Origin of the sequence: Citrobacter sp. CK198 (assembly GCF_030333295.1) — a bacterium.
Classification (GTDB): Bacteria; Pseudomonadota; Gammaproteobacteria; order Enterobacterales; family Enterobacteriaceae; genus Citrobacter_B; species Citrobacter_B koseri.
Genome location: NZ_JAOWGE010000007.1, coordinates 161,866 through 183,518, shown reverse-complemented (window position 1 = coordinate 183,518; position 21,653 = coordinate 161,866). Strand labels below are relative to the sequence as shown.

Annotated in this window: 24 protein-coding genes; 10 read left to right on the top strand and 14 right to left on the bottom strand. The window is 54.2% G+C overall.

What is annotated here, in order from left to right; translation table 11 throughout:
* Window positions 1–30 precede the first annotated feature (30 nt).
* The 3 genes from yrbN (at window position 31) to mtr (ending at window position 3,400) form a co-directional block, all read left to right on the top strand.
* On the top strand, window positions 31–111 hold the full coding sequence (gene yrbN, locus OGY62_RS01425) for a protein YrbN (protein WP_010723222.1): 81 nt from the start codon (window positions 31–33) through the stop codon (window positions 109–111).
* Entirely contained in the window at window positions 104–2,002 is a 1,899-nt protein-coding gene (deaD, locus tag OGY62_RS01420; protein WP_024130983.1) for an ATP-dependent RNA helicase DeaD, read from the top strand. The genes yrbN and deaD overlap by 8 nt, the downstream gene beginning before the upstream one ends.
* A 153-nt stretch (window positions 2,003–2,155) precedes the next feature.
* Window positions 2,156–3,400: a tryptophan permease gene (gene mtr, locus OGY62_RS01415; RefSeq protein WP_047461011.1), complete on the top strand. Its 1,245-nt coding sequence runs from the start codon at window positions 2,156–2,158 to the stop codon at window positions 3,398–3,400.
* A 90-nt stretch (window positions 3,401–3,490) separates the two neighbouring features.
* Here mtr and OGY62_RS01410 read toward each other — a convergent pair whose 3' ends face one another.
* The 3 genes from OGY62_RS01410 to ubiU all read right to left on the bottom strand — a co-directional run bounded on the left by OGY62_RS01410 (window position 3,491) and on the right by ubiU (window position 6,566).
* The gene (locus tag OGY62_RS01410; protein ID WP_012135293.1) at window positions 3,491–4,498 is read right to left on the bottom strand and encodes a luciferase-like monooxygenase; all 1,008 of its coding nucleotides are present in this window, start codon (window positions 4,496–4,498) and stop codon (window positions 3,491–3,493) included.
* A gap of 185 nt (window positions 4,499–4,683) precedes the next feature.
* Window positions 4,684–5,562, bottom strand: coding sequence for a U32 family peptidase (locus OGY62_RS01405; RefSeq protein WP_286458916.1), 879 nt, complete (start codon window positions 5,560–5,562; stop codon window positions 4,684–4,686).
* An 8-nt stretch (window positions 5,563–5,570) separates the two neighbouring features.
* Window positions 5,571–6,566 (bottom strand): ubiquinone anaerobic biosynthesis protein UbiU, encoded by a 996-nt coding sequence (gene ubiU, locus OGY62_RS01400; RefSeq protein ID WP_012135289.1) that lies wholly within the window; start codon window positions 6,564–6,566, stop codon window positions 5,571–5,573.
* Between the two features lie 220 nt (window positions 6,567–6,786).
* On the opposite strand from ubiU, the gene ubiT reads away from it, so the two are divergent.
* The gene (ubiT, locus tag OGY62_RS01395; RefSeq protein ID WP_024130981.1) at window positions 6,787–7,311 is read left to right on the top strand and encodes a ubiquinone anaerobic biosynthesis accessory factor UbiT; all 525 of its coding nucleotides are present in this window, start codon (window positions 6,787–6,789) and stop codon (window positions 7,309–7,311) included.
* The gene (locus tag OGY62_RS01390) at window positions 7,305–7,808 is read left to right on the top strand and encodes a GNAT family N-acetyltransferase (RefSeq protein WP_012135286.1); all 504 of its coding nucleotides are present in this window, start codon (window positions 7,305–7,307) and stop codon (window positions 7,806–7,808) included. Before ubiT ends, OGY62_RS01390 begins: the two co-directional genes overlap by 7 nt.
* Here OGY62_RS01390 and OGY62_RS01385 read toward each other — a convergent pair.
* Complete coding sequence (locus OGY62_RS01385; RefSeq protein WP_058669124.1) at window positions 7,795–8,097, bottom strand: GIY-YIG nuclease family protein; 303 nt, start codon at window positions 8,095–8,097, stop codon at window positions 7,795–7,797. The genes OGY62_RS01390 and OGY62_RS01385 overlap by 14 nt on opposite strands.
* A gap of 52 nt (window positions 8,098–8,149) precedes the next feature.
* On the opposite strand from OGY62_RS01385, the gene OGY62_RS01380 reads away from it, so the two are divergent.
* The 3 genes from OGY62_RS01380 to OGY62_RS01370 all read left to right on the top strand — a co-directional run bounded on the left by OGY62_RS01380 (window position 8,150) and on the right by OGY62_RS01370 (window position 10,486).
* On the top strand, window positions 8,150–8,590 hold the full coding sequence (locus OGY62_RS01380; protein ID WP_012135284.1) for a YhbP family protein: 441 nt from the start codon (window positions 8,150–8,152) through the stop codon (window positions 8,588–8,590).
* A 32-nt stretch (window positions 8,591–8,622) separates the two neighbouring features.
* Window positions 8,623–9,258, top strand: a complete 636-nt coding sequence (locus OGY62_RS01375) for an NAD(P)H-binding protein (RefSeq protein WP_058668149.1) — start codon at window positions 8,623–8,625, stop codon at window positions 9,256–9,258.
* A gap of 190 nt (window positions 9,259–9,448) precedes the next feature.
* Window positions 9,449–10,486: a permease gene (locus OGY62_RS01370; protein ID WP_110493757.1), complete on the top strand. Its 1,038-nt coding sequence runs from the start codon at window positions 9,449–9,451 to the stop codon at window positions 10,484–10,486.
* A gap of 96 nt (window positions 10,487–10,582) precedes the next feature.
* Here the strand turns inward: OGY62_RS01370 and dolP are convergent, their stop codons facing one another.
* The 4 genes from dolP to OGY62_RS01350 are packed head-to-tail and all read right to left on the bottom strand — an operon-like array spanning window position 10,583 to window position 14,177.
* Window positions 10,583–11,158 carry a division/outer membrane stress-associated lipid-binding lipoprotein gene (dolP, locus tag OGY62_RS01365; protein WP_012135280.1) on the bottom strand — a complete coding sequence of 192 codons (576 nt, stop codon included), beginning with the start codon at window positions 11,156–11,158 and terminating at the stop codon, window positions 10,583–10,585.
* A gap of 9 nt (window positions 11,159–11,167) precedes the next feature.
* Window positions 11,168–11,758 carry a DnaA initiator-associating protein DiaA gene (gene diaA / locus OGY62_RS01360; RefSeq protein ID WP_012135279.1) on the bottom strand — a complete coding sequence of 197 codons (591 nt, stop codon included), beginning with the start codon at window positions 11,756–11,758 and terminating at the stop codon, window positions 11,168–11,170.
* A gap of 20 nt (window positions 11,759–11,778) precedes the next feature.
* Window positions 11,779–12,174, bottom strand: a complete 396-nt coding sequence (locus OGY62_RS01355; RefSeq protein WP_047461029.1) for a YraN family protein — start codon at window positions 12,172–12,174, stop codon at window positions 11,779–11,781.
* The gene (locus OGY62_RS01350; protein WP_286458914.1) at window positions 12,132–14,177 is read right to left on the bottom strand and encodes a penicillin-binding protein activator; all 2,046 of its coding nucleotides are present in this window, start codon (window positions 14,175–14,177) and stop codon (window positions 12,132–12,134) included. The genes OGY62_RS01355 and OGY62_RS01350 overlap by 43 nt, the downstream gene beginning before the upstream one ends.
* 62 nt (window positions 14,178–14,239) lie before the next feature.
* On the opposite strand from OGY62_RS01350, the gene rsmI reads away from it, so the two are divergent.
* Complete coding sequence (gene rsmI / locus OGY62_RS01345; RefSeq protein ID WP_286458913.1) at window positions 14,240–15,103, top strand: 16S rRNA (cytidine(1402)-2'-O)-methyltransferase; 864 nt, start codon at window positions 14,240–14,242, stop codon at window positions 15,101–15,103.
* A gap of 2 nt (window positions 15,104–15,105) precedes the next feature.
* A complete protein-coding gene (locus OGY62_RS01340) occupies window positions 15,106–16,095 on the top strand; it encodes a Fic family protein (RefSeq protein WP_286458912.1) in 990 nt (329 codons plus the stop codon).
* Here the strand turns inward: OGY62_RS01340 and OGY62_RS01335 are convergent.
* From OGY62_RS01335 to gatZ, 6 genes are all read right to left on the bottom strand, one after another.
* Window positions 16,092–16,865, bottom strand: coding sequence for a DeoR/GlpR family DNA-binding transcription regulator (locus tag OGY62_RS01335; RefSeq protein WP_047461039.1), 774 nt, complete (start codon window positions 16,863–16,865; stop codon window positions 16,092–16,094). The two genes, OGY62_RS01340 and OGY62_RS01335, sit on opposite strands and share 4 nt — an antisense overlap.
* Window positions 16,866–16,975: 110 nt before the next feature.
* Window positions 16,976–18,019: a galactitol-1-phosphate 5-dehydrogenase gene (gene gatD / locus OGY62_RS01330; protein ID WP_286458911.1), complete on the bottom strand. Its 1,044-nt coding sequence runs from the start codon at window positions 18,017–18,019 to the stop codon at window positions 16,976–16,978.
* A 44-nt stretch (window positions 18,020–18,063) separates the two neighbouring features.
* Window positions 18,064–19,437, bottom strand: a complete 1,374-nt coding sequence (locus OGY62_RS01325) for a galactitol-specific PTS transporter subunit IIC (protein WP_286458909.1) — start codon at window positions 19,435–19,437, stop codon at window positions 18,064–18,066.
* A gap of 4 nt (window positions 19,438–19,441) precedes the next feature.
* Window positions 19,442–19,726, bottom strand: a complete 285-nt coding sequence (gene gatB / locus OGY62_RS01320; protein WP_058668144.1) for a PTS galactitol transporter subunit IIB — start codon at window positions 19,724–19,726, stop codon at window positions 19,442–19,444.
* 29 nt (window positions 19,727–19,755) lie between these two features.
* Window positions 19,756–20,220 carry a PTS galactitol transporter subunit IIA gene (gene gatA / locus OGY62_RS01315; protein WP_058668143.1) on the bottom strand — a complete coding sequence of 155 codons (465 nt, stop codon included), beginning with the start codon at window positions 20,218–20,220 and terminating at the stop codon, window positions 19,756–19,758.
* Between the two features lie 14 nt (window positions 20,221–20,234).
* Window positions 20,235–21,506, bottom strand: coding sequence for a tagatose-bisphosphate aldolase subunit GatZ (gatZ, locus tag OGY62_RS01310; RefSeq protein ID WP_047461055.1), 1,272 nt, complete (start codon window positions 21,504–21,506; stop codon window positions 20,235–20,237).
* Window positions 21,507–21,653 lie beyond the last annotated feature (147 nt).

The following is a 21,653-nucleotide window of genomic DNA, read 5'->3' as shown; positions in this document are numbered from 1 at the left end:
CACCTACTTTGAGCCGGTTCACACTTTTCAATGAAAATTGCAGATCAATTTCATGATGAGTTATGTAGACTGGCCGCCATTAATTTTGAGGCACACGTACTACATGGCTGAATTCGAAACCACTTTTGCAGATCTGGGCCTGAAGGCTCCTATCCTTGACGCCCTTAACGATCTGGGTTACGAAAAACCATCTCCAATCCAGGCAGAGTGCATCCCGCATCTGCTGGGCGGTCGCGATGTTCTGGGTATGGCCCAGACCGGTAGCGGCAAAACCGCAGCGTTCTCCTTACCGCTGCTTAACAATCTTGATCCTGAGCTGAAGGCACCTCAGATTCTGGTGCTGGCACCGACCCGCGAACTGGCGGTTCAGGTTGCTGAAGCCATGACGGATTTCTCTAAACATATGCGCGGCGTGAACGTGGTTGCCCTGTACGGCGGCCAGCGTTATGACGTGCAGTTACGCGCCCTGCGTCAAGGGCCGCAGATCGTTGTTGGTACGCCGGGACGTCTGCTTGATCACTTAAAACGCGGCACGCTGGATCTCTCTAAACTGAGCGGTCTGGTGCTGGACGAAGCCGACGAAATGCTGCGTATGGGCTTCATCGAAGACGTTGAAACCATCATGGCGCAGATTCCTGAAGGTCATCAGACCGCGCTGTTCTCTGCCACCATGCCGGAAGCGATTCGTCGCATTACCCGCCGCTTTATGAAAGAGCCGCAGGAAGTGCGCATTCAGTCCAGCGTGACCACGCGTCCTGACATCAGCCAGAGCTACTGGACTGTCTGGGGCATGCGTAAAAACGAAGCGCTGGTGCGTTTCCTGGAAGCTGAAGATTTTGATGCGGCGATTATCTTCGTTCGTACTAAAAATGCGACCCTGGAAGTGGCTGAAGCGCTGGAGCGTAGCGGTTACAACAGCGCCGCGCTGAATGGCGACATGAACCAGGCGCTGCGTGAGCAGACTCTGGAGCGTCTGAAAGACGGTCGTCTGGATATCCTGATTGCAACTGACGTTGCGGCCCGTGGCCTGGACGTTGAGCGCATCAGCCTGGTTGTAAACTACGATATCCCGATGGACTCCGAGTCTTACGTTCACCGTATCGGCCGTACCGGTCGTGCGGGTCGTGCTGGCCGCGCGCTGCTGTTCGTTGAGAACCGCGAGCGTCGTCTGCTGCGCAACATTGAACGCACCATGAAGCTGACCATCCCGGAAGTGGAACTGCCGAACGCAGAACTGCTGGGCAAACGCCGTCTGGAAAAATTTGCAGCGAAAGTTCAGCAGCAGCTGGAAAGCAGCGATCTGGATCAGTACCGCGCACTGCTGGCGAAAATCCAGCCGACCGAAGAAGGCGAAGAGCTGGATCTCGAAACGCTGGCTGCCGCACTGCTGAAAATGGCGCAGGGCGAACGCACGCTGATCGTACCGCCGGATGCGCCGATGCGTCCTAAACGTGAATTCCGTGACCGTGATGACCGTGGTCCGCGCGATCGTAACGATCGTGGCCCGCGTGCTGATCGTGGTGACCGTGAAGATCGCCCGCGTCGTGAACGTCGTGACGTTGGCGATATGCAGCTGTACCGCATTGAAGTGGGCCGTGATGACGGTGTTGAAGTGCGTCATATCGTTGGCGCGATTGCTAACGAAGGCGACATCAGCAGCCGTTACATTGGTAACATCAAGCTGTTTGCTTCCCACTCCACCATTGAGCTGCCGAAAGGTATGCCGGGTGAGGTGTTGCAGCACTTTACGCGCACCCGCATCCTGAACAAGCCGATGAACATGCAACTGCTGGGCGATGCGCAACCGCATTCCGGTAACGAGCGTCGTGGCGGTGGTCGTAGCTTCGGTGGCGAGCGTCGTGAAGGCGGTCGTGGTTTTGGCGGTGAGCGCCGTGAAGGTGGCCGTGGTGATGGTCGTCGTTTCAGCGGTGAGCGTCGTGAAGGCCGTGCGCCGCGTCGTGACGACTCCACCGGTCGTCGTCGTTTCGGCGGTGATGCGTAATTCACGCTAAATCGCGGTCTCGCACCGTAAAGTAAAATATACAGCCCCGATGATTGCGATCGGGGCTTTTTTTATTTCTTTTGTACTCGCGTACTGGTACAGTGCGACACAATAAAATGCAGTCGCAATATTATTCACTGGAGAGAGGGCTGAATGGCAACACTAACCACCACCCAAACGTCACCTTCGCTGCTTGGCGGCGTGGTGATCATCGGCGGCACCATTATTGGCGCGGGAATGTTCTCCCTGCCGGTGGTCATGTCCGGTGCGTGGTTCTTCTGGTCGATGGCGGCGTTGGTGTTTACCTGGTTCTGTATGCTGCATTCCGGGCTGATGATCCTCGAAGCCAACCTCAACTACCGGATTGGCTCCAGCTTTGACACCATCACCAAAGACCTGCTGGGTAAAGGCTGGAACGTGGTGAATGGGATCTCTATTGCCTTTGTGCTCTATATCCTGACCTACGCCTATATCTCGGCGAGCGGCTCGATTCTGCATCATACCTTTGCTGAAATGTCGCTGAACGTTCCGGCGCGGGCGGCAGGTTTTGCGTTTGCGTTGCTGGTGGCCTTTGTCGTCTGGTTGAGTACAAAAGCGGTTAGCCGGATGACGGCGATTGTGCTGGGCGCGAAAGTCATCACCTTCTTTCTGACCTTCGGCAGTCTGCTGGGGCACGTCACGCCAGCGACGCTGTTTAACGTGGCCGAAAGCAACGCGTCTTACACGCCGTACCTGCTGATGACACTGCCGTTTTGCCTGGCATCGTTTGGTTATCACGGCAACGTACCAAGCCTGATGAAGTATTACGGTAAAGATCCGCGTACCATCGTGAAATGCCTGGTGTACGGTACGCTGATGGCGCTGGTGCTGTATACCATCTGGCTGTTGGGTACGATGGGTAATATTCCGCGCCCGGCGTTTATCGGTATTGCGCAGCAGGGCGGTAATATTGATGTGCTGGTACAGGCGCTGAGCGGCGTACTGAACAGCCGCAGTCTGGATCTGCTGCTGGTGGTGTTCTCTAACTTTGCGGTGGCGAGTTCGTTCCTCGGCGTGACGCTCGGTCTGTTTGACTATCTGGCGGATCTGTTTGGTTTTGATGATTCGGCGCTGGGGCGCTTCAAAACTGCGCTGCTGACTTTCCTGCCGCCGGTGATTGGCGGTCTGCTGTGGCCGAACGGGTTCCTGTATGCTATTGGCTATGCGGGGCTGGCGGCAACCATCTGGGCAGCCATTGTTCCGGCTCTGCTGGCGCGAGCTTCACGCCAACGCTTCGGCAGCCCGAAATTCCGCGTCTGGGGCGGCAAGCCGATGATTGCGCTGATCCTGGTATTCGGTATCGGCAACGCGCTGGTGCATATTCTGTCGAGCGTGAACCTGCTACCGGTGTACCAGTAAGTTTGTTGTGCCGGATGGCGGCTACGCCTTATCCGGCCTGAACAATCTCGTAGGCCCGGTAAGCGAAGCGCCACCGGGCAAAACAACGCACTACCCCACCAACTCTTCTTTCACCTGCATCGCCAGGTCAAACGAATGCAGCCGCGCCTGATGATCGAAAATCTGCCCGTTGACCATAATCTCATCCGCCTGCGTTTCGCGCAGAATAGATTCCAGCCCGTGACGTACTTTGGCTTTATCGCCCACCAGCGACATGCTCAGCGCCTGCTGCACGCCATATTGCTCGGACGGCGACCAGAACTGATCCATATTTTGAATTGGCGCGGGTAGCTGTCCGGTCTCACCGCGACGCAGTTTCACAAACGCCTGCTGCATAGAGGTAAACAGAAATTCCGCATCGCGATTGCTGTCAGCGGCGATGATATTGATGCACACCATCGCATACGGTTTTTCCAGCCGCGCGGACGGCTTGAACTGGGTGCGATAGAGATGCAGCGCCTGGAACAGCATATCGGGTGCGAAGTGGGAGGCGAAGGCGAACGGTAGACCACGCTGCGCCGCCAGCTGTGCGCCGTACAGGCTGGAACCCAGCAGCCACACCGGGATCTTCTCGCCATAGCCCGGAACCGGGCGTACATGCGGATTGGGATCGCGCGCGTCGAACCAGTCCACCAGTTCAGCAACGTCGCGCGGGAAATTATCAATATCGCCGTTCATATGACGGCGCAGCGCCATCATGGTGCGCTGATCGCTTCCCGGCGCGCGCCCCAGGCCCAGATCAATCCGTCCAGGATAGAGCGTATTCAGCGTACCGAACTGCTCGGCGATAACCAGCGGCGAGTGGTTGGGGAGCATCACCCCGCCAGAACCCAGATGCAATGTGGTGGTATTGGCGGCCAGATAGCCAATCAGCACCGATGTCGCTGCGCTGGCGATACCGGTCATGTTGTGATGTTCCGCCAGCCAGTAGCGGTGATAGCCGCGCCGCTCTGCCAGACGGGCGAGATCCAGTGAGTGTGAGAAGGCCTCTTTCGCAGAGGAGCCTTCGGGGATCGGTGCCAGATCCAGCAGCGAAAATGGAATGGTTTTGTCAGTCATAACGGCTCACTTTGTCGTCGGTGAATCATTTAATACTGCATTAAAATTTGATTACCGTTGTTAACAAAGTGAGCGGTATAAGGCGGGGCGCAAACATCAACTGCCTGATGGCGTTTCGCTTATCAGGCCTACAAACGTATTGTAGGCCGGATAAGGCATTTATGCCGCCATCCGGCAAGGTTCAGTTACACCTGTAGTTCCAGACCGGCCAGGCGTTTCCAGTAACCGTTGCAGTCGCTGTGCGCGGCCAGCGGTAACGGCGTGCTGCCGTTTTCATTGGCGCGGAAGGCGTCGAGCATGGCGAATGTCTCCGTACTCAGCGGGGAAAGGCGCACAATGTCGACCAGCCCCTGCATGGAGGTCAGTTCGTTGCCGAGGTTATAAACGTAGCCGCTCATGGTCTGAATACCGTTAAGCACGAACACCTGCTGATTCTCCTGCGACAACACGTTGCGCCCGTTCGGGTACTTGATGCAGCAGGTTTCACACTCGTCTTTCGGGCGGTCTTCTGAACGCGCGGTAAAACAGCGGGCGGAGTACGCCAGTGGCAGATGACCGTAGCTCAGCACTTCCACTTCAAACTGATTGCGGATGCCGAGCTCATCGCACTGGTTCAGCAGATTCACCAGCCAGTCGCGGGAAAGCTCGACCGGCATGCACCAGCGCACCATGCCCTGTTTAAGCAGCAGACGCAGCGTTACCGCGTTATAGCAGTTAAGCGCATGACCGGCGACAAACGGCAGCTTGCGCTCGGCGCACATATTCACGACGCCGAGATCGCTGGCCTCCAGCAGGAAGTCGCCGTTTTCCACATAGCGTTTTAGTTCGCCTAATTCAGAGGCGGCCTGTACCAGCGCCAGCGTGGAGAGCACGACCTGCTTGCCGCTTCCGGCAAGGGATTTCGCCATATCAAGCCAGTCGCCCACTTTGGTGGCGCGGCGTTTGCTGCACACCGCTTCGCCAAGGTAAATCACGTCGGCGCTGCTGGTGGCGGCCTGCTGATAAAATGCTTCCAGCGTCTCTTTCGGCCAATAGTAAAGCACCGGCCCTAAGGAATATTTCATTGCTTCTCTCACTGCCATTTACGGTGATACGCGCCAAGCGTGGTCTGAGTGCCTTCGGACATGGAGCCAAGCGTCTCCATCCAGGCGCTTTGCGGGACGAAGTTTTGCGGGTCGGCCATGCAGCGGTCGATCGCCTGACGCCACACTTTCGCCACCTGGCTGACATACGCCGGGCTGCGCTGACGCCCTTCAATTTTCACCGAGGCGATATTCGCCGCCAGCAGGTCAGGCAGCAGTTCCAGCGTGTTGAGGCTGGTAGGTTCTTCCAGCGCGTGGTAGCGCTCGCCATCAACCAGATAGCGACCTTTACACAGCGTTGGATAACCGGCGTTCTCACCGTCCTGATAGCGGTCGATGAGCACCTCGTTCAGGCGAGATTCCAGCCCCTGAGGGGTCTGTTGCCAGCGCACGAAGCGGGCCGGAGAGCAGGCGCCGACGGTATTGGGGGATTCACCCGTCAGATAAGAGGAGAGGTAGCAACGGCCTTCCGCCATAATGCACAGGCTGCCGAAGGCGAAGACCTCCAGCGGCACGGGCGTGACGCGGGCGAGCTGTTTCACCTGATGAATGGAAAGCACGCGCGGCAGGACGACGCGCGCAACGTCAAAGTTGCGATGGTAGAAGTTAATTGCTTCTTCATTCGTTGCCGATGCCTGAACAGAGACATGGCGCTCAATATGCGGATAGCGTTCTGCTGCATACTCAAGCATAGCAAGGTCGGCCAGGATCAGCGCATCCGCGCCCAGTTGCGCCGCCATATCCACGGCACGCTGCCAGCGAACATATCCATCCGGGTGTGCAAACGTGTTAATCGCGATGTGCAGTTTACGGCGATGTTGATGGACGTAATTCACCGCTTCCTGCAATTTTTTCTCAGTAAAATTAAGACCGGCGAAGTGACGGGCGTTAGTATCATCTTTTAGCCCGATATAAACGGCATCAGCACCGTTCTCAATGGCCGCCTTAAGCGCCGGGAGATTTCCGGCAGGGCAGAGCAGCTCCATAATTATTCCTGAATGTTGCGCCGTCCAGGCCGCAAAATTGTTAACGAAGAGAGATTTTAGTTAACCTTGCTGCGACAATTTTTGATTTAAGGCAGTTAAAGGCGTATTGGTTACACCTATAACTGGGTAACAATTTCGTATCGAATTGTTGATTTACGCCGCTATGTCGTTTATCTGATATGGCAAAATAACGGGATTATTGAAACAGGGAGTAAAGCTCGTGTTGGATAAACTGCGTTCACGCTTAGTACATTTTGGCCCGTCTCTGATGAGTGTTCCGGTTAAACTGACGCCCTTTGCGCTGAAGCGCCAGGTTCTGGAACAGGTTCTGAGCTGGCAATTTCGTCAGGCGCTGGCAGATGGGGAGCTTGAGTTCCTCGAAGGCCGTTGGTTAAGTATTACGGTGCGTGATATTAACCTCAGATGGTACACCTCTGTTGAGAACGGCAAACTGATTGTCAGTCAGAACGCTGAGGCCGACGTGAGCTTTAGCGCCGATGCCAGCGACTTGTTGATGATTGCGGCGCGTAAGCAGGACCCTGATACGCTCTTCTTCCAGCGTCGTCTGGTCATTGAAGGCGATACAGAGTTAGGGCTGTATGTGAAAAACCTGATGGACGCCATCGAACTGGAGCAGATGCCGAAAGCGTTACGCATTATGCTGCTGCAACTGGCGGATTTTGTTGAGGCGGGTATGAAAACCTCGCCAGAAACCAAACAGACCTCGGTAGGTGAACCATGCTGATTCGAGTTGAAATTCCCATTGACGCGCCCGGTATCGACGCTTTGCTGCGCCGCACGTTCGAAAGCGATGCGGAAGCGAAGCTGGTGCATGACCTGCGCGAAGATGGCTTCCTGACGCTGGGTTTGGTCGCCACTGACGACGAAGGTCAGGTGGTTGGCTATGTGGCGTTTAGTCCGGTCGATGTACAGGGTGAAGACCTGCAATGGGTAGGAATGGCGCCGTTGGCGGTAGATGAAAACTACCGTGGACAAGGGCTTGCGCGCCAACTGGTCTACGAAGGACTGGATTCACTCAACGAGTTTGGCTATGCGGCGGTCGTCACGCTGGGCGAGCCGGCATTGTACAGCCGTTTCGGTTTTGAACTGGCGGCGCATTACGATCTTCATTGCCGTTGGCCGGGCACCGAAAGCGCTTTCCAGGTACACCGCCTGGCGGAAGACGCGCTGGACGGCGTGACGGGCCTGGTGGAATACCACGACCATTTCAATCGCTTTTAAGCGTTGGGGTTTGCAGGCTGGCCAGTAGCGCCTCAAACCCTTCACCTTCTGTCACGAGGCGCTCCTTCTGGCGCTTTGTGAGTCTCTTGATGCGATACTCCATGCGCAGGGCAAGCGAGCGCTCGCCGACCCGCGCCGAAAACGCCAGGGTGAGTTCCCCTTTTCCGCGCAACGCTTTTGCGCCTTTACCACTTTGATGCTGCTTATAGCGGCGCGCCACATCGGTCGTAATCCCGGTGTAGAGGGCATTGTCTGCGGTGCGGATCAGATACAGATACCAGGGTGTCATCATGACCATTAGCGTGTTAATTTTCAGATGCCCAGTATAAGAGAGAATAACGATGGAAACACTCACCGCGATAAGCCGCTGGCTGGCAAAGCAGCATGTGGTCACCTGGTGCGTTCAGCATGAGGGCGAACTCTGGTGCGCAAACGCGTTTTATCTGTTTGATGCGCAAAAGGTCGCGTTTTATGTACTCACGGAAGAGAAAACGCGCCATGCGCAGATGTCCGGCCCGCGCGCGCCCGTTGCCGGAACGGTCAACGGTCAGCCGAAAACGGTGGCGCGGATTCGCGGAATACAGTTTAAAGGGGAGATCCGCAAGCTTGAGGGCGAGGAAAGCGATGCGGCGCGTCAGGCCTATCTCCGCCGCTTTCCTGTCGCCAGAATGCTGCCTGCGCCAGTATGGGAAATCCGCCTGGATGAAATTAAATTCACTGACAACACGTTGGGATTTGGCAAAAAAATGCACTGGCTACGCAGCCCGATCCGTAGCCTATAGTTAGATGAATGGTTGAGGTTATGGAGCGCGCGATGACTCAGGTGTTAATTACAGGGGCGACGGGGCTGGTGGGAGGACACCTCCTGCGGATGTTGCTTAATGAACCCCGGATTCATTCGATAGCCGCGCCCACACGCCGCCCTCTGGCGGATATGGTCGGTGTTTATAATCCTCACGATCCTCAACTGACCGATGCGCTGGCGCAGGTGACCGATCCGGTGGACATTGTTTTTTGCTGTCTGGGAACGACTCGCCGCGAGGCCGGAAGCAAAGAGGCGTTTATTCATGCGGATTATACGCTGGTGGTGGATACCGCGCTGACGGGGCGGCGGCTGGGCGCCCGACATATGCTGGTCGTGAGCGCAATGGGCGCAAATGCGCGATCGCCGTTTTTCTATAACCGGGTCAAAGGTGAAATGGAAGAGGCGTTAATCGCCCAGCAATGGCCGCGCCTGACGATTGCGCGTCCCTCCATGTTGCTTGGCGACAGAGCTAAACACCGGATGAATGAAACGCTGTTTGCGCCGCTGTTCCGGCTGCTGCCGGGAAACTGGAAATCCATCGACGCCAGAGATGTGGCGCGTGCGATGCTGGAGGAGGCTCTGGCGCCGGAGCAAGAAGGCGTTACCATCCTGACCTCATCCCGGTTGCGGGAAAGGGCGTTATAGCATCTGTTCACTGCCGGATGGTGGCTAACGCCTTATCCGGCCTGGGATTTCGTGGCGTTCTCCAGGCCGGATAAGCGCGAGCGCCACCGGGCATTTTGCCCCCATCCAATAAAAAACGACGTTTCCAAACATTTCCCAAAGGCGTAGTATTCACGGGCTTAATTATCTCAATAACTTCCTGGGGAATGCTATGGCTGGTCAGTCTTCATCTCAGGCGGTGACGCCATTTCAATGGTGGAAACCCGCACTCTTCTTTCTCGTCGTTATCGTTGGCCTCTGGTATGTGAAATGGCAGCCTTATTACGGCAAAGCCTTCACGGCTGCGGAAACGCACAGTATCGGTAAATCTATTCTGGCGCAGGCGGATGCGAACCCGTGGCGAGCGGCCTGGGACTACGCGATGATCTATTTTATCGCGGTCTGGAAGGCGGCGGTGCTGGGGGTGATCCTCGGTTCGCTGATTCAGGTGTTGATCCCGCGCGACTGGCTGCTACGTACGCTGGGGCAGTCGCGTTTTCGCGGCACGCTGTTTGGCACCCTGTTCTCGCTGCCAGGTATGATGTGTACCTGCTGCGCCGCGCCGGTGGCGGCGGGAATGCGTCGCCAGCAGGTTTCTATGGGCGGCGCGCTGGCGTTCTGGATGGGGAATCCGCTGTTAAACCCGGCAACGCTGGTGTTTATGGGCTTTGTGCTCGGCTGGCATTTTGCGGCTATTCGTCTGGTTGCCGGGCTGGCGATGGTGCTGGTGGTAGCGACGCTGGTGCAGAAATGGGTGAAAGAGTCGCCGCAGGTAGACATTCCTCAGGAGATCACCGTATCTGAACCGCAGGGCGGATTCTTTGCTCGCTGGGGAAAAGCATTGTGGTCGCTGTTCTGGAGTACGATCCCGGTTTATATCCTGGCGGTACTGGTATTAGGCGCGGCGCGCGTCTGGCTGTTCCCGCATGCCGATGGCGCAGTTGATAATACGCTGATGTGGGTTATTGCGATGGCTGTCGCGGGATGCCTGTTTGTGATCCCTACCGCCGCAGAGATTCCGATTGTACAAACGATGATGCTGGCAGGAATGGGAACCGCGCCTGCTCTGGCGCTGCTGATGACCTTGCCGGCGGTGAGTCTGCCGTCGCTGATTATGCTGCGTAAAGCCTTCCCGGCAAAAGCGTTGTGGCTTACAGGCGTACTGGTGGCGATTTCTGGGGTGATAGTGGGAAGTATTGCGCTGGTGTGAAGTGGAAATGCCGGGGGCGCTTCGCTTGCCCGGCCTACGTAAGTGCTTCTCTGTAGGCCGGATAAGGCAAAGCCGCCATCCGGCTAAAACGGCGGGTTATTTGATAAACGTAAAGGCGGTGGTGACGCGTTTCACACCGCTGACCCGGCTGGCGATGTCCGCAGCGGCTTTTGATTCACGCTCGGTGACCAGACCCAACAGGAAAACCTCGCCATTTTCAGTCGTCACTTTTACGTTGGACGACTTCACCTGATCGCTGGTCAACAGCTGCGAACGCACTTTGGTGGTGATCCAGGTATCGTTCGAAGCCGTCCCAAGACCAATCGGCTGGCCCTGGCGGATTTCGTTATACACTTCCGTCGCCCCATCGACACCCATCGCAATCTGTTTTGCCCGCGAGGAGAGTTCGCTATTCGGCGACTGACCCACCAGTAATACCTTGCCCTGATACGCCGTTACGTTGATGCGCGCTTCTTTCTTGATTTGTTCGTCTTTCGACAGCGCGCTGTTTACGCGCAGTTCCAGGGTTCCGTCATCCACCTGGGTGCCAACGCTACGTGGATCGGTTGCGGCTTTCGTACCCACAGCGGCGGTTCCAACCACCGCGGCAGCGACGCAACCTTGCAACAGCAACGCAGAAATAAGGACTGCGAGTGGCGAAAATGCCTTCATATGTACTCCTTAATCATCCTGGTGAGGGAAAAGCGTGTTGTCGATCAAATCGCACAAGCAGTTTACCGTCAGCATATGCATTTCCTGAATGCGCGCGCTGTGGTGCGAGGGAATACGGATTTCAACATCCTGCGGCCCTAATAACCCGGCCAGCTCGCCCCCGTCATAGCCTGTCAACGCCACAATGGTCATATCCCGAGTGACGGCGGCCTCAACGGCCTTAACGATATCGCGACTGTTGCCACGCGTAGAAATCGCCAATAAAACATCACCGGCATGGCCCAGCGCACGGACCTGTTTTGCATAGATTTCATCATGCAGGCGATCGTTGGCAATCGCTGTTAAGACCACATTATCGGTATTAAGTGCAATAGCGGGTAAACTGGGACGTTCTGTTTCAAAACGGTTGATCATGCTGGCAGCAAAATGCTGTGCGTTGGCGGCGGAAGTACCATTACCACAACAGAGAATTTTGTTGCCGTTGAGCAGGGAGTGAACCAGCGTCATGGCGGCACGGGAAATTGCATCCGGGAGAGCTTCTGCCGCAGCAATTTGCGTTTGAATGCTTTCTGTAAAGCAGACTTTAATTCTATCGAGCACGCTAATCCTTAAATCTTCAATTATGAGCGGTCGTTAAAGGCATCCTTAAACCACTCAACATCATTTCCGGTGAAGGCTAACACATCGAACCGGCAATCCACAGTATCAAAACTCCCATTGTGGCGAGCAAGCCACAAGCGGGCGGTCTGTAATAATTTGTGTTGTTTGCTCCAGGTCACACTGGCGGCCGCGCCGCCAAACTGTGCCGAGCGGCGATAACGGACCTCAACAAAGACCGTGGTTTTTCCGTCACGCATTATCAGATCGATTTCGCCGCCGCGCTCACGCACGTTGGCGGCAACAAAACGCAGTCCCTTGCTCTCCAGCCAGCGGCGTGCGGCGGCTTCCCACACGTCGCCGGTCTGTTTACTCGTTAACTGGCGGGGACGATTTGCCCTTGCTGGTATTTGAGCCATGATAACTTCCTGTTAATCACGCAATCCTGTGTGGCGGTTAACGCCCCGGTATTACCGTTAATTTCAAAACCCGGCACCTGGCGCATCTGCGAGAAGTGGTTCGCCAGCGACCACGCGTCTACGCCCATCGCGTACATACGGGCAAGGGAGTAGTCGTTGCGTACGGCGCCGAGCGCCTGCTGCATTAACGGCATATTGCTACCGGCCAGCATTGGGATCTCGCTGTACTGCAAGCCTTCCATCTCCAGACGGAAGTCGGGGCCGGAAGTGCCCTGCGCGCTGCGCGAGCTGGCGTACAGCGTTGCGCCGCTTTGGCTGCCGTTACGCATGGCGATCATCGGTTTAATGAACCCGATCTCTTCCGGCGTCGCCAGAATGTAGACCGCGTCAACGCGACCGCCGCCGCCAGTGATCTGCGCGTCTGTCGGCGGTGCTGGAATCGTCAGGCCGCCAATGGTGACGCCCGGCTGTGAGGGCTGGCTGGCGGCGACAGGGCTGCCCGTCAGGGCAATGCCGGAGCCGCCGTTGACGCCCATTCTCAGCTCAGCGGTAGAACCGAATTTCTGCTGCAACACCGTGCCGCCGCCCAGCTTCTGCCACTCCTGAGCGAAAGCGTTCGCCACGCGATCGCCCAGCCCGCTGCGTGGAATCAGCAACAGCGGATTTTGTTTGCCCTGGTCGTGAATATGATGCGCCGCGTCGCGGGCTTCATCTTCAGGTGAGAGGGCAAAGTAGCAAATATTGGCGAGGTTCTGCACCTTCTCAGGCTGATTAAGCGCCAGGACATTCAGCGGCGTATTGCTTTTGATCAGCTCTTCAACGTTATTTTTCAGCAGCGGGCCGACAACAATGCTGGCGCCGTCCTGCTGAACCTGCGTGAGGATCTGATCCAGCGGTTGAGAGGTGGTGTCGTAGATTTTCAGTTCAGCGGAAGGGTTGGCCGGCGCGCTCGCCGTAGCGGTCTGCGCCGGGGCGCTTACCGGTTGTTCGGCAGGCTGCGTTTGTTCGTCGCCGGTCAAATCGTTCACCGCCGCCTGAGAAGGGCTGGCGACGCCGTCAGCGGTTTGCGGCTGGGCAGGTTCTGCTGGCGCTGTCGGTTCCGCGACAGGCGCAGCGGCAGGCTGCGCGTCCACCGGTTGCGTCCCCAGATTTTTCGCCGCTTCAAAACCTTGCTGAATGGTGCGGCCAAAAATGGCGGCCTGGCCGTTCAGCGGCAGCAGCAGGGCGATTTTGCTGGTGGAAGCCGGTTTAAAGCTTTGCACATTGACCAGTTGCGTGGGCAGCAGTTTTGCCCCTGGATTTTGCGGGTAGCGTTTTTGCCAGTCGGCAATCCCGGCTTTCATCATGTCCGGGTCGTTACGGTTATCGAACCAGACACGCTGTAAATCCAGCCAGCCTTGCAGGACGTTTTCATCGGCGTTAATGACCAGCGCCTGAGCCTGTTCCTGGGTCATAGAGGAGAGCGCTTGCCAGGTGGCGTCCATGTTCTTCTGCTTGTCTTTTGCAGACAGCAGCGGCTCCTGGGCGATTAACGCGCGCAGCAGTGAAAGAGAAGGGCGGCCCTGGCTGGCATCAATTTTCGCCTGCCAGTAACGCGCCTGTTGGTTCTGATCCAAATCAGCCGGAGTGAGTTTTTCCAGCAGCGCCTGCGCGCCGGCGATATCTTTCTGCGCCAGTTTGATCTCAACCGCCAGCAGCGACTGTTCGCGACGCTGCGCATCGTTCAGGTTTTGCGGCAACTGGTTGAATAATTCGATGGCATGCTGGCTTTTGCCTTCTTTCAGCAGTGCACGAATGGCGAGTAATTGCCAGTTGGTCTTGCTATCATCTGAACTTTGCTGCATTTGTTGCAGATAAAAGCCGGAATCAGCTTGTGCCGTGCCCTGCATATGGGCAGCACTTTGATCCGGCGCCTGGGTGCCACAGCCCGCGAAAATCAATGCTGCCAGAATGACAGGCAGCGCGCGCGCGGCTTTCAAACGAGAAAATGTTGAGGGTACCATACTGTATCCAGTGATATTTTTTACGCAATGCTCAATATTAAATCGGCAATACGGACGACACAATGAAACAAAACGAATCGGCGGATAATTCTCAGGGCCAACTCTATATTGTACCTACTCCTATCGGGAATTTGGCTGATATTACCCAACGAGCGCTCGAAGTTTTGCAAGCCGTTGATTTAATTGCCGCTGAAGACACTCGTCATACCGGACTATTGTTACAACATTTCGCGATTAACGCCCGTTTGTTCGCTTTACATGACCACAATGAGCAGCAAAAAGCCGAGACGCTGGTGGCGAAGCTAAAAGAGGGGCAGAACATTGCGCTGGTTTCTGATGCCGGAACGCCATTGATCAATGATCCGGGTTACCATCTGGTGCGCACCTGTCGTGAAGCCGGCATCCGTGTGGTTCCGTTGCCGGGACCGTGCGCCGCGATTGCCGCGCTGAGCGCCGCCGGGTTGCCGTCCGATCGTTTTTGCTATGAAGGTTTTCTGCCCGCGAAATCGAAAGGCCGCCGTGATGCGCTGAAAGCGATTGAAGCAGAACCACGGACGCTGATTTTTTATGAATCCACACACCGTTTGCTGGACAGCCTGGAAGATATGGTCGCCGTGTGGGGAGAATCTCGCTACGTGGTGCTGGCGCGTGAGCTGACCAAAACCTGGGAGACCATTTACGGCGCGCCGGTCGACGAACTGCTGGCATGGGTGAAAGAGGACGAAAACCGCCGTAAGGGGGAAATGGTACTGATTGTCGAAGGGCACAAAGCCCAGGACGATGCGCTTCCCGCCGACGCGCTGCGAACGCTGGCGTTGTTACAGGCGGAACTGCCGCTGAAAAAGGCCGCCGCCCTTGCCGCCGAAATCCACGGCGTGAAAAAGAACGCGCTGTATAAGTATGCGCTGGAGCAGCAGGGGGAGTAACAGTGAGCACCTACCAACCACCTTTCGTCATCACTCCATTGATCCTCAATCAAGTCATTGAGGTTGGTGAGTTGATGGGGCATTGGGCTGCGATGGCTGGTAGGACATCTCCTCTTTTGCGCAAAGAGAATCGTATTCGCACTATTCAGGCCTCTTTAGCGATTGAGCATAATTCGTTGACTACGGAACAAGTCACCGCTCTGATGGAGGGGAAACGTATTCTGGCTCCTGCTAAAGATATACAGGAAGTTAGAAATGCGATTCTGGCCTATGAAAAGATGTCGGAATGGAAAAGTGAAAAGTTATCTGACCTTTTACAAGCACATCGGGTCCTTATGCTCGGTCTGGTCGATAATCCGGGCCAGTTACGTACCGGAAATGTTGGCGTTTACAGGGAAAAACAGCTTATTCACATGGCTCCTCCGGCCTCACAAGTTTTTCGTTTGATGAATGATTTACTTGGCTGGTTAAAAACGACAGAGCTCCACCCACTGATTGCTGGTGCTGTTTTCCATTATGAGTTTGAATTTATTCATCCTTTTGCCGACGGAAATGGACGTATGGGGCGGTTGTGGCAGACATTAATCCTACGTGAGTGGCGATCGGAATTGGCGTGGCTACCTGTAGATACACTGATCCACTACCAACAGGATCGCTATTACCAGGTGTTAGGGCAGTGCGATCGGCAAAGTAGCTGTACGCCATTTATAGAATTTATCCTGGAAAACATCATCTCTGCTTTGCAGGAGGGATTGGGAAAATCACCAGCCCTGTCGGAAGAAATGTCGGAAGAAATGTCGCCTGATTTACTGGATATAGAAAAACGTATTCTACAAATCTTGTCGAATCATCCGGGCAGATCCGCCAAAAGTATCGCTGATGAGTGTGAGCTCTCAGCCCGAACCGTAGAACGCTATCTGAAAGCGTTGCAGCTAAAAGGCAAACTGCAACGCGTTGGCGCGACAAAAGGGGGGATGTGGCGGGTAATTTAAACGACCAGCAGTTCAACGCCTGTTTTGGCCAGCGCTGATTTATCCTGTTTGCTGATGCTGTCGTCGGTTATTACACAGTTAATCTTCTCCATTGGAAGTACCTGATTAAAACCACGGCGGTTAAATTTTGTCGCATCCAGTACGGCAATGACCTTATGTGCCGCAGCAGCCATCACGCTACTAATCGAATAGCCTTCATTGAAAGTTGTAATGCCGTTAGTTGCATCAATCCCATCAGCCCCAACAAACATGAGATCCGCACTGATCCCATGTAGCGAGCGTTCCGCAATTGTGCCATGCATGGAATGCGTTTTGTGTCGCACGGTACCACCACAAACGACCAGGGTCAGGTCCTTATTATCGGATAAGGTAAATGCGGCAGGTAAGCTATTTGTGATAACGGTGATATTGCTTTTTCGGGTTAATGCTTCAGCAATCAGCAATGTCGTACTTCCGCTATCCAGAATAATGGTCATCCCTTCTTCAACCATCGAGGCTGCGGCCTGGGCAATCCGTTTTTTAGGGTCGCTGGCGAGTTGATAGCGATCTTCGAGTATGACTTCCTGATTGTCGCCTTCAGCCAGATGACTTCCAGGTTTTGCCGCGCCGCCATGAAAACGTGTGACAAGCCCTTTTTCTTCCAGCAAACGCAGGTCGGCGCGGATAGTGACTTCAGAGATACCAAAGGTATTCGAAAGATCCATAACCAGTACGCTACCCTGCGTATTAATCAGATCGACAATTTTGTTCCTTCTCTCAAATGAGTTCATATTGATTTGCCTGACAATTAACTGTGACTAGTTTAATCGAAGGATTGCGAAAGGTGAACGCTAAATTTCGAAAGTAATTGTGAGCCAGCGCAGGTTGCTGGCTCATGATGTCAGGAGAGCTTAAGTAAGATTTTTCCCTGCATTGGCGCGCCGTTAAGCGCTTTCACTGCGTCAGCAAAACTGTCAGCATCACCGCGATGGGCAATTAACGGTTCAAGTTGTAGACGTTTTTCCGTGAGTAAACGCGCTGCGGTTTCCCACTCTTCACCAGGCCAGGGACTGGAATAGTTCATCCAACTACCAAGTATTGTTAACTCTTTACGCAGAATTTGCCCAAACACGCCTGATGTCAGCGTCAGGTCATGGTGCAATGTTCCTACCAGAGCTAACTGGGCGCGTGGCCCTGCTATTTCGATGGTCAGGGAGACCGTTTGCGGCGTACCTGCTGTCTCCAGAATCAATTGATCAAACTGAATATCAGATAGTGCGGTGTAGATCTCTGACGCGGTCATTTCACGACTGTTAAAGGTGTACGTTGCGCCCAGCTCTTTAGCCAGTTCAAGTTTCTGGGGATTAATATCAATTGCTGTAACGCTTTTGGCTCCCAACTCACGGGCGCACTGCATCGCCAGCAGTCCAATGGTACCTGCCCCTACGATAATAACGTTTTTACCTTTACAGCCTTGCGCCAGGTGAAAGGCGTGTAACCCTACGGTGATAGGTTCGATAAATGCGCCATCTTCAATTGGCATATCGGAAGGAAGCCGGAAGAGGTTGGCGCGTTTAACGACAACGTATTCAGCATTGCCCCCTTCACTACGTGAACCGACAAACTGGTATTGCTTGCATAATGAAAAATATCCCCGTTCGCATTGCGGGCAGTGGAAGCAAGGAAGAAGCGGAACACAGGCGACAGCATCGCCAGGCTGCATATCGGTAACACCTGAACCATAAGATTCAACGTAACCGCTAAATTCATGGCCTAACGTGATTGGATAATAATGCGCTCCGTGGGCGAAAATACGGGGGATATCTGAACCACAAAGACCCGAGCTAATAACCTTGATTAATACATCATCATCGGCCTGTATTTGTGGTATGGGACGTTCTTCAACGCGCACGTCTCCCTCAGCGTGAATCACCACTGATTTCATAAGTTTCTCCAAAGATGTTAAGGGGAGCGAATGCTCCCCTGGAATTAAGAGGCTGTTTGACTTTGCTGGGTAGCTGCTGCTTTTTCAGCGGCCATAAAGTTGCGGGCTCTGCGCCAGGTCAACAGAACGCCGGTAAAGTAGATGGCACCGATAACCACGAGACCAATAACATTTTGCCAGGTGAAAAGTTCAATGAGTAACCAGGTGACTGGAGAACCCCCCTGGTCCATGGAAGCTACCATGCCGCCAGCCTTCAGAGCCCCGGCATTAGCGGCGAGTTGGGTATGCAGGTCGATAGTTTGTGTGGCGATCCATAGCGTGATACCCATGATAATGACACCGGATATCAACGTGCGGAACAGGTTACCCTGATGTACTGCTACCGCCATTGCGACAAAGAAACCGATAGTGGCGAGATCACCGAATGGGAGTACCTGATTACCGGGCACCAGTACCGCGATCAGAATAGTCAGCGGAATAAAAATCAGGCTGGCGGAAACCACTGAGGTGTGGCCTAGTAATAGTGCAGGGTCCAGGCCAATCAGGAATTCCTGCCCGCCAAATTTAGCTTGCAGACGTTTGCGGGCATGCCTGGCAATAGGCGTTAAACCATCCATGATCGGTTTAATCACCCGTGGCATCAGGAGCATGACTGCTGCTGTTTTTACAGCCAGTTGCAGCACGCTTTTCACGTCATAGCCTGCCAACATACCGATAACGAGCCCCATGACGAAACCGACAGTAACGGGTTCTCCGAAAGGACCAAAGCGTTTTTGTACATCATCTGCGCTGAAGTGAATGCGATTCAGGCCCGGAATTTTTTCAATGATCGTATCAACCAGTACCGCTATCGGGCCAAGATAAGCAGACGAACCATGTGGGATGGCGATCCCCTCCAGACCAAAGAAATCGCGGGTATCTTTGGCAAACCAGTCACCCAGTTTGTAGACAAAGGCGGCATGAACAACGACGCCCAGGATACCCAACCAGTAAGAACCTGTCGCAAGATGCAGCATGGCGCCAGTAAATGTCATGTGCCAAATATTCCAGATATCGACATTCACAACGCGTGTCATTCGCGTGATCAGCATAATGACATTAACGCCAATAGCGACAGGGATGGCGATCAGTGCAATTTGCGATGCCCAGGTCATCGGAGACGAACCCGGCCAGCCGATATCAATAACATGCAGGTTTATCTGGAACTGTTCTGCCATGGCTTTCGCCGCAGGTCCGATAGAGTCGAGCATCAGACCAATCACCAGCCCAATACCAACAAAACCAATGCCGATGTGCAGACCGGATTTAAAACAATCCCCGAGCTTCATCCCCAGTAATTTAGAGAAGACGATAATCACCAGAGGCAGCATTACCGTGGGTCCTAAGTCCAGGATATAACGCATTATTTCGCTAAACATGACGTTACCCCTTAAGGATGCTCAGGATTTTTTGCTGCAATGCTTCAATACCCACGCCAGAAACAAATGGCATGCCGTGAACGACCGGGATATCGCCAAAGGTACGGTCAACGCGGGCGGTGGTACAAATAAGATCCGCGCCATCCATATAGGTTTCGATCTCCGTGACCCGGCATTGCACGAGATCAAGATCGATATTGTGAGCTTCACATAATTCTTTAATTTCTTCTGCGGCCATGGTTGAGGTCGCTACCGCACCGCCACAGGCCACGATTACTTTACGTTTCATAGGGTATTCCTTTTATTATCAGTTTGTTATTAGGCCTGGGCGCACGGCTCAGACTCAAGGATGGTTTCCCGGAAGAGCGTAGCCAGCTCGGAATCAGGTGCGCTCAGCAAGGCGTCAAGCATGCTCGGATTTTGTAGCTCACTAAAAAGACGGCGCAGAAGCTTCAGCTGTGCCGCAGGGTTTTCAACGATGAGTGCGATGATTAAAGAAACGGCGATCTCTTCGTCATCGTCGGCCTGTTGAAACTTCACCGGATTATCCGGCCGAATCAGATAGATTGCGGGTGATTTAGCATGAATGGCTTCGCAGTGCGGAATGGCGACGGCATGGCGTTCCAGCGCGATCCCTGTCGGGAAATTCGCCTCGCGTTCTACCAGTGCCTGCGGATAGCTTTCATGTACAACACCTTTTGCCAGCATCTCCTCTCCAATGTGTGCCAGCACTTGCTGGCACGAGTTAAAGTCAATTCCGGTTCGGACAAAAAGTTGGCTCATATATTCTCCGAATATCAGGCGGTTTCAGGCACACAACCAAAGCGGTAGGCACGCAGAACGTCCTGGATTTTGTCGATAATCAAGTTATGAGGTGTGGCGGTTAGTACCCCTTCGGACAGACGTTCAAACTGTACGGGCATAAACTGACTGATGAGTCCTGGCGGTAATGAAACCCCGTTCAGATTGGCAATTAATTTCTCCACACTTTGACGAATGCGTGGATGCGGCCAGTAGTAGCGAATACGATCGGATAAGCTGAAGTGAATATCGATCATCGCCTGGCTCCAGGTCGGACGATAATACTTCTTCCAGTAACCTGGCTCGTTAAGCATCACTTCATCGATCACTTCCAGTACCCGGCTGCGTTGTTCTGGAGAAATCAGTTCGTTCTCCATTTGCGCGAGTGCAAAAATCGCTTCACGTAAAGCAAAGGTCAGTGCCGGGCCGACTTTCAGAATGGCGTAGTGATCGCGTACCAGTGCGCGGTAGGCATGACGTGTTTGATAGTCGGTAGAGTGGGCCTCATACACCATCGGCGTGTCTTTAATCCATGCGGAAAGCGCTTCAGCGGCCTGCGGTTGATAATGAATAATTTGGGAGTGATCGAATTCCACGCCAGGCTGTACCACAATGGCGATAATGCGAGTTAATGCTTCCTCGAGCCCTAATGCGCGAAAGGCGACCTGGTGCGTTTCCAGCGTACGGGCGGCATCTTCTTCACGCGTGACGTGAACGCGGCCGATGCTACTGGCTTCACCGCCGGGAACAGGAACTTCAGTGCCAATGACATAGGTTAAATGGCGCTTTTGTTCTTCAGTGGCCGTTGTTTCAGCGGCCTGGCAAAGTACAGCTGCGCGTTGGGCCACGACCATAGGATCAAGTGGGGTTGGATCGTCGGCACATGACATTGATGCATCCAGGTGGATTTTGCTAAAACCTGCGGCAACATAAGCCTTAATTAACTCAACAGATTTCTCCATTGCGGCGGCTGCGGGTTCATTCTGCCAGCAGTTAGGCCCCAGGTGATCGCCACCCAGAATCAATCTTTCACGCGGGAATCCTGTTTCCTGTGCAATGTTATAAACAAAATCGCGGAAGTCGGCGGGTTTCATGCCGGTATAACCGCCGAACTGATTAACCTGGTTGGATGTTGCTTCAATCAAAACCTTATTGTTTGTCGCGAGATCAAAGCGTAGCGCCGCTTCAATCACTAACGGATGTGCTGAACAGACGGAACAAATGCCTGACGCTTCACCTGCCTTATGACGAGAGATTATCTCTTTCACATCTATCTCCGATATCTTTTGTTTATCTTCATAATATTTTTGGATTGAAGGCAAAGGGTAAAAGCGACTTTCGTGATCCAGCTATAAAAAGATACCCCTGACCAAAATCCTTACAATTCATGTAAATGAATGAGTTAAGAGGCTGTG

What these genes read in the sequence shown, in the direction of transcription:
- OGY62_RS01335 (WP_047461039.1), bottom strand. Translation starts at nt 16,865, where the DNA reads ATGAACTCATTTGAGAGAAGGAACAAAATTGTCGATCTGATTAATACG.
- OGY62_RS01380 (WP_012135284.1), top strand. Translation starts at nt 8,150, where the DNA reads ATGGAAACACTCACCGCGATAAGCCGCTGGCTGGCAAAGCAGCATGTG.
- gatB (WP_058668144.1), bottom strand. Translation starts at nt 19,726, where the DNA reads ATGAAACGTAAAGTAATCGTGGCCTGTGGCGGTGCGGTAGCGACCTCA.
- OGY62_RS01385 (WP_058669124.1), bottom strand. Translation starts at nt 8,097, where the DNA reads ATGACACCCTGGTATCTGTATCTGATCCGCACCGCAGACAATGCCCTC.
- OGY62_RS01390 (WP_012135286.1), top strand. Translation starts at nt 7,305, where the DNA reads ATGCTGATTCGAGTTGAAATTCCCATTGACGCGCCCGGTATCGACGCT.
- OGY62_RS01405 (WP_286458916.1), bottom strand. Translation starts at nt 5,562, where the DNA reads ATGAAATATTCCTTAGGGCCGGTGCTTTACTATTGGCCGAAAGAGACG.
- OGY62_RS01325 (WP_286458909.1), bottom strand. Translation starts at nt 19,437, where the DNA reads ATGTTTAGCGAAATAATGCGTTATATCCTGGACTTAGGACCCACGGTA.
- OGY62_RS01410 (WP_012135293.1), bottom strand. Translation starts at nt 4,498, where the DNA reads ATGACTGACAAAACCATTCCATTTTCGCTGCTGGATCTGGCACCGATC.
- OGY62_RS01350 (WP_286458914.1), bottom strand. Translation starts at nt 14,177, where the DNA reads ATGGTACCCTCAACATTTTCTCGTTTGAAAGCCGCGCGCGCGCTGCCT.
- OGY62_RS01375 (WP_058668149.1), top strand. Translation starts at nt 8,623, where the DNA reads ATGACTCAGGTGTTAATTACAGGGGCGACGGGGCTGGTGGGAGGACAC.
- OGY62_RS01370 (WP_110493757.1), top strand. Translation starts at nt 9,449, where the DNA reads ATGGCTGGTCAGTCTTCATCTCAGGCGGTGACGCCATTTCAATGGTGG.
- rsmI (WP_286458913.1), top strand. Translation starts at nt 14,240, where the DNA reads ATGAAACAAAACGAATCGGCGGATAATTCTCAGGGCCAACTCTATATT.
- mtr (WP_047461011.1), top strand. Translation starts at nt 2,156, where the DNA reads ATGGCAACACTAACCACCACCCAAACGTCACCTTCGCTGCTTGGCGGC.
- gatD (WP_286458911.1), bottom strand. Translation starts at nt 18,019, where the DNA reads ATGAAATCAGTGGTGATTCACGCTGAGGGAGACGTGCGCGTTGAAGAA.
- dolP (WP_012135280.1), bottom strand. Translation starts at nt 11,158, where the DNA reads ATGAAGGCATTTTCGCCACTCGCAGTCCTTATTTCTGCGTTGCTGTTG.
- gatA (WP_058668143.1), bottom strand. Translation starts at nt 20,220, where the DNA reads ATGAGCCAACTTTTTGTCCGAACCGGAATTGACTTTAACTCGTGCCAG.
- ubiU (WP_012135289.1), bottom strand. Translation starts at nt 6,566, where the DNA reads ATGGAGCTGCTCTGCCCTGCCGGAAATCTCCCGGCGCTTAAGGCGGCC.
- OGY62_RS01355 (WP_047461029.1), bottom strand. Translation starts at nt 12,174, where the DNA reads ATGGCTCAAATACCAGCAAGGGCAAATCGTCCCCGCCAGTTAACGAGT.
- deaD (WP_024130983.1), top strand. Translation starts at nt 104, where the DNA reads ATGGCTGAATTCGAAACCACTTTTGCAGATCTGGGCCTGAAGGCTCCT.
- yrbN (WP_010723222.1), top strand. Translation starts at nt 31, where the DNA reads ATGAAAATTGCAGATCAATTTCATGATGAGTTATGTAGACTGGCCGCC.